The sequence below is a fragment of the Caballeronia sp. genome (assembly GCF_028292365.1).
Lineage (GTDB): Bacteria > Pseudomonadota > Gammaproteobacteria > Burkholderiales > Burkholderiaceae > Caballeronia.
This window is the reverse complement of the sequence record NZ_JAQGMM010000410.1, coordinates 1-12,398: the sequence shown is the minus strand read 5'-3', so window position 1 is coordinate 12,398 and position 12,398 is coordinate 1. Positions and strand designations below refer to the sequence as shown.

Sequence of the window (12,398 nt, the reverse complement as noted above, 5' to 3'; positions counted from 1 at the left end):
GCGGATTGAACATGGGCACGACTTCGTCGGCTTTCGGCGCCATCATCAGGAACTCCGCGAACGGCGAATTGTGCCGCGTCACCACGAAGTGATAGCTGTAGACCGATGAACCATGCGGCACGACCAGCACGTTATGGGCATCAGCGAGTGCGGATATCTTGATCAGCTCCGTGATGCCGCCGCACCAACCCACATCCGGCTGGACCAGATCGGCACAGCCCATTTCAAACAACATGCGAAAACCCCAGCGCGTGGCTTCATGTTCGCCGGTCGTCACCATCATGCCGCGCGGCACCGAACGCCGCAGTTCGGCGTAACCCCAATAGTCATCGGGCGGCAACGCTTCTTCCATCCACTTCAAACCGTATTCCTTCGCTGCGTGCGCGAGGCGCGTTGCGTAATTCAGGTCGAGGCTCATCCAGCAGTCGAACATCAGCCAGAAGTCGTCGCCCACTTTGGCGCGCATATCGGCGAGCTTCGCAATGTTCTTCGCCAGCCCTTCCTCACCTTCCGCTGGTCCATGCTGCAACGGCATCTTGCCGCCAATAAAACCCATCTCCTTCGCAAGGTCCGGACGCGCGCCGGTTGCATAGAATTGCAGTTCGTCGCGTACAGGTCCGCCTAAAAGATGAAACACCGGCTCCTTGCGAACCTTCGCCAGCAGATCCCACAATGCAAGATCGACGCCCGAGATCGCATTCAGCACGATGCCTTTGCGCCCATAATAGAGTGTGGCGAAATACATCTGGTCCCACATCTTTTCGATGTCGGTCACCCGTTGACCTTCGAGAAAACGCGCCAGGTGTTTCTCCACGATAAACGCGCCTATCTCACCGCCGGTCGTGACCGCGAAGCCGACCGTGCCATCGCTTGCTTCAATTTCAACGACGAGCGAACCGAGCACGTTGATGCCAAACGACTGGCGGCTTTGCCGATACTCAGGGTAACGCGCCATTGGCGTGGAGATATGGTCATCGATCCAGTGGTCGGCACCCTGGTCGTGATAATCGGCGCCGCCGCCGCGAACGGTGAACGCGCGAACGTGGCGGATGGTAGGCATGGACATGATCGGACTCCGTAAGGTTCTAATGTTCAGGACGCTTTGGCACGCTTGTCGTGCGTATACGTGGGTGCCTGCGCAGGACGCACAAACACGATGATCGCGATGGCCGCGAGCACAGCAACTAGTCCTAGCAGGACGAGACCCGCGCTAGTCGATGCATAGGAACGCTCCGCGGCCGTGCGCACCATCGGCGCGACGAAACCGCCAAGGCTGCCGAGCGAATTGATCAGTGCGATGGCGCCGGCCGCGGCGGCGCCAGTCAGGTAATGCGTGGGAAAGGTCCAGAACAGCGGTTGTGCTGCAATGAGGCCGCTCGCCGCGAAGCACAATGCAATCAGCGAGATCACAGGTTGACCAGCGAGACCCGATATCGCGATCCCCGCACCGGCGACGACCAGCATCAGCACGGCGAGCCATCGGTGCCGGCCATGACGATCCGCATACCGCGGTACTACCCACGTAACAAGCACCGCACACAACCAGGGGATGGCCGTGACGAAACCGACCTTCGCCCCCACGTTCGCACCGAGCAATGCGGCCACTTGTTGCGGCAGATAAAAGATGACTCCGTAGACGGACATCTGAATCAGGAAATACACGGCCGACAGGATCAGCACCCGCGGATCAATCAATGCGGCAAGCACACCGCGCGGCCCGTGCGACGACGCAGTGTGTGCATCCTGCCTCAGGCGTGAGAGCAGAAGCTCGCGTTGACGAGTATCTAACCAGCGTGCCTTGGATGGATCGTTGTCGAGATACCAGAATGCCCAGATGCCGACAATGGAGGCAAGAACGCCTTCCACCAGGAAGAGCCACTGCCAGCCTGCAAAACCAAGTGCGCCATGCAGGTCAAGCAACGCGCCGGACAACGGGCTGCCGAAGATGAAGGCAAGCGGCGCGCCGAAATAGAACACACCCAGCGCTCTCGCTCGCGCCGATTGAGGAAACCAGCGCGTGAGGTAATACACAATGCCTGGAAAAAAACCCGCCTCCGCCACACCCAGCGCGAAGCGCAGGACATAGAACATGGTGGCCGTATGCGCGAACGCCATGGCGGCAGAAACGAGTCCCCACGTCACCATGATCCGGCACATCCAGAGCTTTGCCCCGACCCGATGCAGCAGCAAGTTGCTCGGCACTTCAAAGAGCGCATAGCCGACGAAAAACACGCCCGCTCCGAACGCAAAGGCCGCATTCGACAGACCCGTATCGTGCTGCAGCGCTTTCTGCGCGAAGCCGATATTTGCCCGATCGAGAAATGCCAGCATGTACATCAGCAGCAGGAACGGCAGCAGACGACGCATCACCCGCGCGACGACGGCGTCCTCCGCAGTAGCGGTATCGCTCATGCGTGTCTCCAGATATTTTTATGTCGCGGGTGTGCCGGGTGTATCTACGGCGACGCCCGCAGCGGCTTCAATATGTCGCGCGGCCACCGGACAGATCGAAGACCGACGCCGTGCTGAACGCGCAGTCTTCCGAGCTGAGCCACAAGATCAGCGAAGCCGCTTCTTCCGGCAATAGGAAGCGGTTCATCGGGATCTTGGAGAGCATGTAGTCGATATGCTGCTGCGACATGGAATCGAAAATCCCGGTCTTTGCAGCGGCCGGCGTCACCGCGTTCACCAGGATGCCGCGCGTGGCGAGCTCCTTGCCGAGCGACTTCGTGAGTCCGATCAGGCCAGCTTTCGAGGCGCTATAGTGCGACGCGTTCGGATTACCTTCCTTGCCCGCCACCGACGCAATATTCACGATCCGGCCGTAGCCTTCCTTCAGCATGTGCGGCACGACGGCGCGGCAGGTGAGATACGGGCCAATCAGGTTCACGTCAATCACACGGCGCCATACGTCCGGCGCAAGCTCCCAGGTCGTACCGTTGCCGCCGGTAATGCCCGCGCAGTTGATCAGCACATCAATCTTTCGATGGGCTTCCAGCGTCTGCTGCGTTGCTTGCTCAACCGATGCCTCTTCCGTCAGTTCGACCACGGCGACGCTGACCTTACCGGCCTTCGCGAGTTCGCTGCGGGCTCGCTCAAGGCGTTCGGCGTCGATGTCCCACAGCGCAACTTCAGCGCCTGAGGCGAGCGCACGTTGCGCCACCGCATAGCCAATACCGCGCGCGCCACCCGTGATCACCACGGTGCGTCCGGCCAGATCGATCTGGTTCATCGTGTCTCCTTTGTCTTTAGGATGATTGTTCGTTTCGGCGCTTTGTTTCGGCGCCTGCTTAAAGCCGCTAATGAGTGAACTATAGGGGCGCTCTCATAGCAAAACAATCCGACTATTCGATGGTCCGATAGCAAAAGTGGATCACCAGCTCGTAGAGGGAATATTCGGGTTCGGGTTTAACCGGGTGACGCCTGCCCATCTTAAGCGCCAAGCTTGGCCAATCGGTCGTTCTTGCCGCATTAGCCTTTCCGGGCACGCTGCTTGCACTAGCCGATAGGTCCATTGATTCAGGGGGAACATGGAAATCACCTGAGCCGGGGATGCCTCCGGTATTTATCGATATCACCATGCTGGTAGCCCGCTACGCGCATTTCACCTGACGGAGAACGCTATGGAACCTGTTTCACACGGAATTATTTTTTGGCTGATCATTGGCGGAATTGCCGGCGCGCTCGCCGGCCGGATCGTTGATGGCGGCGGCTTTGGAATTATTGTGGACATCATCGTCGGCATTGTCGGCGCGTTCATTGGCGGGTGGCTGGGCGGCGTGCTCGGCCTGCACCTGGGCGGCGGGATTATAGGGTCGTTGATCACTGCGTTGATTGGTGCGGTGGTCCTGCTCCTCATCCTGAGGCTCTTTAGTCGAGGGCGAACTGTCTAGCCTCGGTCAGACCGGGGAACCACATAGCTAGAGCAGGTGGCAACAACGGTAGTTCGTTTGATTGAAAAAATCCCGCTCAGGCGCCAAGCCTGAGCGGGATTTTTCTTTTCTGCGCGGCACGTTTTCGTACATTCTTTTAGTGCCGCGAGGTGGGTACAATCAAGTTAGTACAATCAGGCATCCTGATCAGTTCCACTAAAAGCTGATTTAAAACACTGCTTCATCCAGTTGATTCTTTCTGCGCCATGCCCCTGCATTCCAGGTTCACCACGCTCGTTGAAAATACAATGGACGGATCGAGACATCCTCACTCGTTTTTACATCCTTCATTCATTGCTGAAAATTTCGTCTGCCATGTATAAGAACAAAAATGCGGAACGGCTTCGCGCTGCACCGAAAGCTCATGGAGTGCTTAGGAGACAAGTGCTTGCCGCACTGGCCGCATTGCTGACTAGCGCCGCACTCTGCGCGCCAGCCGCCGCGGACGTGCCATCGCTTAAAGGCAAGCGCATTGGCATTTCCGTCGCAGGAACCGAGCATTACTGGGACTTGAAAGCCTACAAGGGACAAATAGATGAAGTGAAGCGTCTTGGCGGGACGCCTATCGCGCTGGACGGCGGTCGCAAGGACAGCCAGCAGATCGCGCAGCTGCAGGCGCTGATCGCGGAAAAGCCCGACGCCATCATTGAACAGCTTGGCACCGCGGCCGTGCTTGAACCGTGGCTCAGGAAAACCCGTGAAGCGGGCATCCCGCTCTTTACCGTCGATACCGCCAGCCCGTCGAGCATCAACGTAACGACATCGGACAACTTCTATATTGGCGAACAGCTTGCATTGAAGCTCGTCAGCGACCTGCATGGGGAAGGCAACATTCTGGTCTTTAACGGTTTTTACGGCGTGCCGGTCATGGCGATGCGCTACGACCAGTTGCGCGAGGTGCTGAAGTGGTATCCAAAGATCAGGATCATTCAGCCGGAGCTGGTCGACGTAATTCCGAACACCGTGCAAGACGCCTACTCGCAGGTCAGCCAATTACTCAACAAATATCCGAAGGGCACCGTGCAGGCTATATGGGCGGGCTGGGATATACCGCAGATCGGCGCGACGCAGGCGGTTGACGCGGCGCATCGCACGGAGATCAGGACCTATGCGGTCGACGGTAGTCCCGACTTCGTTGCGCTGGTCAAGAACCCTCAATCCAGCGCCACGGCCGTGGTGGCACAACAGCCTTACCTGATCGGCAAGACAGCCGTAGATAACGTAGCGCGCTATCTGGCAGGCGATCGCACGTTGCCTCTCGCCACCTATGTGCCGTCGATTCTCGTCAGCAAAGAGAATGCTGCAGAGGCGCAGAAGACGCTGGGGCAGACTGATGCCAAGTGAGACCTCCTCACAGGTCTCGACGTGCATCGCCAATCCATCAGGATAGCGAATCAACTCGCCTCAATCACGAACCTCGGGGATCCAGCCCGCCTTGGCCACATCTGCCCGTCTGAAATCCACAAATCGGGACTCAAGATCCGCGATGGTGTGAATATCGTTCTTGACCAGGTCGTCGCGCGTGATCAGCGCGGGTTTTATTTCAATCCTGTGCCCCGGATCCTGGCCTGCCACCAGCAGCGCCGCGGCGCGTACCGACACCGCGCCCACCACGGCCGGATTGGTCGCGGCAGTGGCAACCCAAGGACTCCCCGGCGCCCGGATCGCCTCTATATCCGCCGTCGATATATCGGCGCTATAAATCCGGACCTTCGAAGCAATGCCCGCCTCGTCCGCAGCCAGCTTCGCGCCGCGAGCAAACTCGTCATAGGGCGCAAAGACCACACGTACGTCAGGATGCGCCCGGTACGCCGCCGCAGCCTGGTTGGCCACCGACTGTGCAATCGGATTGTCCACGGTGCCGAACCGCGCCGCCTCCGTGACCTTCGGATGCGCGGTCTTGAACGCCTTCCACACCGCGTCGCGCCGGTCTAGCGGAGCGAAGCCCGGCACATAGACATACGCGGCGGCAAACGCATCGCCGTTATCTTTCACCGCCTGATTGAGCAGCAATGTTGCGAGGTCGTGGTCACTCTGCTCGATCTGCGGAACCTTTGGATTGCCAAGGTCGACGTCAAAAGCCACCACCTTGATGCCTTTATCAAGCGCCACCTGCACCACGTCCTTCAGGGACTCCGGCAAACCATGATTCACGATGATCGCGGCAACGCCCAGGTTGATCGCTTGCTGAATCTGGTCACGTTGTTGCGCCGCGTCCTGACGTCCCTCGTAAATGCGCAAGTCGACGCCAAGCGCCTTAGCCTGCCTTTGCGCACCCGCCTCATATGCCTGAAAGAAATCGCCGGTCGAAAGATAGTTGACCAACGCGATCCTGACGCCCCCTTTATTGAAAGGTGCGGGCGCATTGGGTAAGCCGCCTGCTGCATAGGCAGAGATGCTGCCGGCAAGGAATGCGGCGGCGAACAAACGGCCGATAGGTTTAAGCATTGAAGGAAGGTTTCCGTTTTCTGTGGAGCAAGCGTGGGGACGACGTTCGACTGAAAGCGCGCAGCGGGTTGGCTTACGACGCACAACCCTTCTGTTTATCAACGATCTGGTTCTAGTTCCACGGGTGGCGCGCCGGCTTGATGCCATTCAAGTAATAGTTGCCCACGAGATGATATTTCCAGCGTACGGGGTCGTGCAGCGTATGCGTGCGTGCATTGCGCCAGTGGCGATCGAGGTTATGAGCAGCAAGCGTCGACTGAGTACCCGCCAGTTCAAACAGCTTTTCACTGGCAAGCAATGCGATCTCGGTCGTCAAGACCTTTGCTTCGCCGACCACCACCGATGCACGGGCGATATCGTCTTCGCTAGGCGGATGTGCTTGCGTTGCAATGGCATCCAGCGTGCGCGCCGCGCGTTCGAGCAACGCCTCTGCCGCGTGCAGCTGAATGTGAAGATGTCCTACCTCACGGACCACAAGCGGATCGTCGCTTGCACGCTCCACGCCGCTATCGATCCACGGACGCGAGCGCTCGCGTACAAATTTAAGCGTGTCGTCCACGGCTGCCCGCCCGATACCCGCATCGATTGCTGCCTGAATGATCTGCGAAATAGGGCCATTGAGCGTCGGCAGATCCGATACACGAAACGCCGGAAATACGTGGGATGCGGCAACCCGTACCTGGTCCGCGATCACCGTGCCGCTTGCGGTCGTCCGTTGGCCGAAGCCCGACCAGTCATCAATAACCTGCAGGCCCGCGGTACCCGCAGGAATGTAGGCAAGCCAACCACGGCGTTCGTCGTCGAGACCTAAAACCGGCACGTAGTGCGCGAACAGCGCACCGGTCGAATAGAACTTCGTACCGTGGACGACATACTCGTCACCCTCAGCGATGACGCGTGTCTTCAGGTCGAGGACATGCTTCGTTCCCTTCTCGGAGAAACCGTTGCCGAAACGCTTGCCCTTCAAAATCTCGCCGAAGAAGAACTGCTTTTGCTCGGGGGTCCCCGTGAGCGCAATGACGTCGACGAGACCCAGATGGTTCTGGGGTAACTGCGCCAGCGACGGATCGGCAGCGGCAATGATCTTGATGACTTCGATCAATGTCACATAGGACACGCCCGCGCCGCCATACTCTTTGGGGACTGTGATCGCCCATAAACCGGCTTGAGAAAACCAGTCTATTTCCTCGTGAGGCAAACGCCGTTCGCGGTCACGCTCACTGGCGTGCTCGGCCAGGCGAGCGGCTACTTCGTGGGCACGCGCAATGGCTTCTGCATCGTCACGGATGATTTGCGCAGGTGCGCTCTCTGAGGATCCGTTTGCATCGATTGATGCGGGACGCGCCGCTGTATCTTGCGGAATGGCTGACATGCTTACCCTTTTTTGTGTCGGTTCGACATCAATCTAGCAGCGCCGTGACCGGGTTCAAACCGAACGATAACGCTAAGCACATCAACAGAACGCTTCTACACTTAGCTCGATTGCTTCTTAGACGCCAAGCCAAATCGAATTCACCGCGTCCCTTGCTTGCCAATGCTGAACGTGAAGGCGAGCGCGCCAACAAGCAATGCGCCCTTGATGAAATCCTGCATGTAATAAGGCGCGTTGAGCATGGTCAGTCCGTTGAGCAACACGCCGACAAACACGGCGCCAACGGCCGAGCCAAGTACGTTGGGACGCTTCGCGCCCCAGACCGCATAACCGATGAGCGCGGCGGCCACCGCATCCAGAAGCAGCGAATTGCCGGCGCCCACGTCGCCACGCCCGACGCGCGCGGCAATCAATGCGCCGCCGAGCGAAGCGATCACGCCCGATGCAACATACGCCGCCACACGATAACGCGCCGTTGGCGCACCGGCGAGCCGCGCGGCTGTCTCGTTGCCGCCGGTCGCATAGAGCACGCGCCCCCATCGAGTGAATTCCATGACGAGCACGGCGACCAGCGTGACCACCCCGAGCACGATGACCGGCACCGGCACGACATCCAGCCACCTAGCCCGGCCCAATGCCAGGAAGGCCGCTGGAAACGCTCCGGTGGCCTCCCTGCCGTCCGGCAGGATCGTGCCGGTTGCGAGCGAACGCCCACCCGTTGGAATCAGTTGCAGTCCCGCCAGCAAGAACAAGGTGCCGAGCGTTGCGAGCTGGTCCGGCACTCGGAGACGCGTGATCAGCAAGCCATTGAAAAGTCCCGCACCGACCCCTAATGCAAGGCACGCCGCGACAGCGGCGAGCGCGTTGCCATGCCACACAACCAGCACGTAGCTGGCGGCCATTTGCGCGGTTGCGGCCGTACTGCCGACCGATAAATCGAAGCCACCCACCGCTAACGTAATGCTGACGCCCACGGCCAGGAGCGCGACAATCGACGCGGCCTGCAAGATGCTGAACAGATTGTCCACGCTCAGGAATGCCGGCTCACGCCATGTAAAAACCACGCCCATTGCGATCAGCAGCGACAGGATGCCGCTGCGTTCCAGCTTCGTCCTGATACCGGTGCGTCTGAACTCCGTTCGAACAACGGAGCTTGCTTCAGTAGAAGCGCCAGGTTTCATGCGTCAGGCTCCGGCAAGGTCTTCAATGTCTGCTTCAATAATCGAACGATCGAAGTGCAGCACGCGGTCCGCAACTTCGAACGCCTCCTCGATAGCGCTAACAAACACAACCGTCACCCGCCCCGCTGCATTCGCTCGCAACACATCGGCAATGTCCGCGCGAGCGCCGGCATCAACGCCCTGGAACGGCTCGTCAAGCAACAGCACGCGTGCGGGTTCTGCATGCGAGCGCGCGAGTACGACCTTTTGTTGATTGCCCCCGGAGAGGTTGACCACGCGATCTGCTGGGCCGTTGCAACGAATGGAGAAGCGTTCGATTGCGGACGCAGCCTCGCGACGTTCGCGGGGCCTGTTGATCCACCCACTCTTGAACCAGTTCGACAAGAATGGAAAACTCAATGTGCCTTCAATCGATGCGAACGGCACGCTGTCCGGAAAGAGCGACGAGCTCCAGCGGTCCTCGCCTACAAGGAAGACGCCACGGCGGATTGCATCGGCAGCAGAGCGCGGCTGCCACGGCTGGCCATCGAGTGTCATCGTGCCTGCAACAACTCTTTCGATACCAAACAACGTCCGGGCTAGCCGCGATTTGCCGCCGCCCAAGGGCCCCGCAAACGCAACGATCTCGCCGCGGGCGGCTTCGAAATCAAGCGCGGGGCTATCCGCACCCGGGAACAATTTCAGGCCTCGGACCTGAAGCCCCTCGCTCGCCGTCGAGCGCACCGTTTTTCGTTCACGCGTCTTGGGCAATGCACGGCCGATCATTGTCTCAGTGGCATCGTCGAAATCGATTGGTGTCTTCAGATTGGCTACGAGCCGTCCATCCCGGACGATGACCACCCTGTCCGCCATTCGCTTGAGATCACCCAGCCGATGCGAGACCAGCAGCATGGCGACACCACGCTCGCGCAATGTGTCGAGTGCGCTGAAGAGGCGTTCGGCTTCGGTAGCCGAGAGGCTTGCCGTGGGTTCATCGAGTATAAGAACTCTTGGTTTGACCGCGAGCGCCCGAGCCAGCGTGACGAGCTGTCTCGTCGCAAGCGGCAACGTGAACAACGGCGCCCGCAGGTCCACATCGAGGCCAACCAGCGCGGCAATGGAACATGCCTCCTCGAGCCGCGCTGAAGGCCTGACAAACCAGGGCGTGGCCGCATCGTTGAAGCGATCAAGCAGGAGATTGTCCGCGACCGACAGCGTGGGCACGACCGTATCGGCGATTGACTGATGCATGGTTGCTATGCCAAGCGCCTTCGCTTCCTGCGGTGAGGCCGGTGCGTACGGCTTGCCGTGCAGTTCAAGCGAACCGCCGTCACTTGCATAAACCCCACTCAGTATCTTGACGATCGTGGACTTTCCCGCGCCGTTAGCGCCCATTAGTGCCACGACTTCACCCGCAGCGACAGAGAGATCGAATCGATCGAGCGCGACAGTCGGGCCGAAGCGTTTCGATACCGACCGCGCGACTAGCATTCGCAAACCGGCCGTGAAGACGTGGCTGGAACGGGCGCGTTTTCATCGTCAATGTCATGCGCGGTCGGCTCATAGCGGATCAACACCAGGAACACGATCGGGATCACGGCGGCCAACGCAACGATCCAGAACATGTCGGTGCCGAACCGCGCCTTGAGGATCGGCAAGACGAACAACGCAAGTGCACTGCCAATGCCCGCCAACGACCGGCCGAAGCCCACGCCGGTGCCGCGAATGGACGTCGGATAAGACAAGGCCGGATAAATCATCATTTGCGCGCCCGGGCCAAACCCTTCAGCGAACAACCACGTCCCCAGCATCAGCACGGCAAGGCCAATACCAATTGCCGCTTGCGGATGTCCGATCAATGCCAGCGCAATCAGTGACACGAACTGCAACGCAAAACCGGCTATCGCGACATGTCGCGATGGAAATTTATAGGCGAGCCGCATGCCGAGCAATCCACCCGTCAGCGCAAACAACACGTTCAGTCCAAGCGACGCCGCGATGGTTTCAAACACGCCAGCGCCCAGGAATTGCGACAGGATGGACGGCAGGAAAAACGCGATTGCCGTGTATTCGAACGGGATGCAGAGATTCATCGCGCTGGCAACCAGCGTTCGCTGCAAATAAGGCCGCTGGAACAGAACGCGAAACTTGATTGGCGGCTGCTTGGACACTTTCCGCTCTTTCGTATCGTCCACGGCATGCGCGTGAATACCGTAGGACTCCCTCAGGATTCTCACCGCTTCTTTTAGATTGCCCTGATTCGCGGCCCACAGCGGCGACTCATTCATGAACTTGCTGCGAACCATGATGATGATCAGCGCCGGTACCGCTCCGAAGATCAGCGACGCGCGCCAGAGCCAGTCGGCGTGCTGCGCCGGCAAAAAGAAGTACAGCGCGAACACGATGAGGAAACACACCGATGACGCCGCGTACCACATCGGGCACCACGCCGCGAGCCGCGACGCCTTATTCCCTCGCCCGTTGAATTTCGAAAACTCGGAGAGGAACGCCATTGCTACCGGCAGGTCGATGCCTACACCGAGTCCCATCACGAATCTCGCGGCAATCAGCACCCAGACATTCGGGGCGAGCCCGGCTGCAATAGCCGCGACCACGAAGAACAACATGTCGGCCATAAAGACCTGATAGCGACCGATCTTGTCAGTGAGCCATCCGCCAGCGATGCTGCCGAGAATCGTGCCGATCATGATGGATGAACTGACAAAGCCGCTTAGCGCAGGGGTCAGATTGAATTCACGCGTGACGTCCTGAATGCCATATGACAGCGTTGTGAGGTCGTAAGCGTCCAGGAACACGCCGCCTAGCGCGAGCAAGACAATCACGCGCGCGTGATTGTTCTTCGTGAGGCTCGTGTTGATCAGGCGCGATACGTCGCTGGCCGATCCGATCGGCAATGACGCAGGCAGGACGGTGTCAATATCGACGGTGCTCAAGATTCGGCTCCTTGGCTCATGGGTTGCACGGGGATTGAACGGGCAAAGAAGCTTTATACGGATAGCTATCGCGTCACGCAAAGAACGAGTTTTTCTTTCGATATGAATCTCCTCGTGGCAAGCCTTCATGGTCGCTCGCGTGCGCTGCATGAAAGCGCTGGCCTTTACAGCCACGCGCATATGCAAAGCTGAAATCGTTAGAGCGCGCGTTCAGATCGGCGACTAGATTGTCCGATTGTTAAAGCGTAAATCGAGAATCCGGTTGCCATGAGCAAAACCATCCATTTCAATGCGTTCGAGATGAACTGCGTGGGCCATCAGTCTCCGGGCCTGTGGTCTCATCCGCGCGACCGGTCATCGCAATACAAGGATCTCGAGTACTGGACGGATCTTGCAAAAATTCTTGAGAAGGGTTTCTTCGACGGCATCTTCATAGCCGACGTGATCGGTTACTACGACGTCTATAAAGGCAGCAATTACCACGCGATCCATCAAGCCGCGCAGATACCCGTCAACGATCCGCTGCAGCTTG

10 protein-coding genes and 1 pseudogene are annotated in these 12,398 nt (G+C 59.0%); 3 read left to right on the top strand and 8 right to left on the bottom strand.

Going from position 1 to position 12,398, the window contains the following annotated elements; all coding sequences use genetic code 11:
- From rhmD to JWR14_RS24620, 3 genes are all read right to left on the bottom strand, one after another.
- On the bottom strand, window positions 1-1,066 hold a 1,066-nt coding region (rhmD, locus tag JWR14_RS24630; protein ID WP_299713381.1), incomplete at its 3' end, for an L-rhamnonate dehydratase.
- Window positions 1,067-1,092: 26 nt separating this feature from the next.
- The gene (locus JWR14_RS24625; RefSeq protein ID WP_299713378.1) at window positions 1,093-2,412 is read right to left on the bottom strand and encodes an MFS transporter; all 1,320 of its coding nucleotides are present in this window, start codon (window positions 2,410-2,412) and stop codon (window positions 1,093-1,095) included.
- Between the two features lie 67 nt (window positions 2,413-2,479).
- Window positions 2,480-3,232: an SDR family NAD(P)-dependent oxidoreductase gene (locus JWR14_RS24620; RefSeq protein WP_299713375.1), complete on the bottom strand. Its 753-nt coding sequence runs from the start codon at window positions 3,230-3,232 to the stop codon at window positions 2,480-2,482.
- Between the two features lie 391 nt (window positions 3,233-3,623).
- Between JWR14_RS24620 and JWR14_RS24615 the strand changes: the two genes are divergently transcribed.
- Both JWR14_RS24615 and JWR14_RS24610 read left to right on the top strand, forming a co-directional pair.
- Window positions 3,624-3,893, top strand: a complete 270-nt coding sequence (locus JWR14_RS24615) for a GlsB/YeaQ/YmgE family stress response membrane protein (protein WP_299713372.1) — start codon at window positions 3,624-3,626, stop codon at window positions 3,891-3,893.
- Between the two features lie 444 nt (window positions 3,894-4,337).
- Entirely contained in the window at window positions 4,338-5,276 is a 939-nt protein-coding gene (locus JWR14_RS24610) for a sugar ABC transporter substrate-binding protein (RefSeq protein WP_299713384.1), read from the top strand.
- 60 nt (window positions 5,277-5,336) lie between these two features.
- Here JWR14_RS24610 and JWR14_RS24605 read toward each other — a convergent pair whose 3' ends face one another.
- From JWR14_RS24605 to JWR14_RS24585, 5 genes are all read right to left on the bottom strand, one after another.
- Window positions 5,337-6,380: a substrate-binding domain-containing protein gene (locus JWR14_RS24605; protein ID WP_299713369.1), complete on the bottom strand. Its 1,044-nt coding sequence runs from the start codon at window positions 6,378-6,380 to the stop codon at window positions 5,337-5,339.
- Between the two features lie 112 nt (window positions 6,381-6,492).
- On the bottom strand, window positions 6,493-7,752 hold the full coding sequence (locus JWR14_RS24600) for an SfnB family sulfur acquisition oxidoreductase (RefSeq protein WP_299713367.1): 1,260 nt from the start codon (window positions 7,750-7,752) through the stop codon (window positions 6,493-6,495).
- Window positions 7,753-7,892: 140 nt separating this feature from the next.
- Window positions 7,893-8,933 (bottom strand): ABC transporter permease, encoded by a 1,041-nt coding sequence (locus JWR14_RS24595; protein WP_299713364.1) that lies wholly within the window; start codon window positions 8,931-8,933, stop codon window positions 7,893-7,895.
- 3 nt (window positions 8,934-8,936) lie between these two features.
- Window positions 8,937-10,403 carry a sugar ABC transporter ATP-binding protein gene (locus JWR14_RS24590; protein ID WP_299713361.1) on the bottom strand — a complete coding sequence of 489 codons (1,467 nt, stop codon included), beginning with the start codon at window positions 10,401-10,403 and terminating at the stop codon, window positions 8,937-8,939.
- Entirely contained in the window at window positions 10,397-11,866 is a 1,470-nt protein-coding gene (locus JWR14_RS24585; RefSeq protein ID WP_299713358.1) for an MFS transporter, read from the bottom strand. Before JWR14_RS24585 ends, JWR14_RS24590 begins: the two co-directional genes overlap by 7 nt.
- Before the next feature lie 267 nt (window positions 11,867-12,133).
- Here JWR14_RS24585 and JWR14_RS24580 point away from each other — a divergent pair.
- Window positions 12,134-12,398, top strand: a pseudogene (locus tag JWR14_RS24580) (5,10-methylene tetrahydromethanopterin reductase); the annotation flags it as partial.

Excerpts from the sequence above, each read along its gene's own strand:
- JWR14_RS24600 (WP_299713367.1), bottom strand. The coding sequence starts at position 7,752 with ATGTCAGCCATTCCGCAAGATACAGCGGCGCGTCCCGCATCAATCGAT.
- JWR14_RS24625 (WP_299713378.1), bottom strand. The coding sequence starts at position 2,412 with ATGAGCGATACCGCTACTGCGGAGGACGCCGTCGTCGCGCGGGTGATG.
- JWR14_RS24620 (WP_299713375.1), bottom strand. The coding sequence starts at position 3,232 with ATGAACCAGATCGATCTGGCCGGACGCACCGTGGTGATCACGGGTGGC.
- JWR14_RS24595 (WP_299713364.1), bottom strand. The coding sequence starts at position 8,933 with ATGAAACCTGGCGCTTCTACTGAAGCAAGCTCCGTTGTTCGAACGGAG.
- JWR14_RS24605 (WP_299713369.1), bottom strand. The coding sequence starts at position 6,380 with ATGCTTAAACCTATCGGCCGTTTGTTCGCCGCCGCATTCCTTGCCGGC.
- JWR14_RS24615 (WP_299713372.1), top strand. The coding sequence starts at position 3,624 with ATGGAACCTGTTTCACACGGAATTATTTTTTGGCTGATCATTGGCGGA.
- JWR14_RS24590 (WP_299713361.1), bottom strand. The coding sequence starts at position 10,403 with ATGCTAGTCGCGCGGTCGGTATCGAAACGCTTCGGCCCGACTGTCGCG.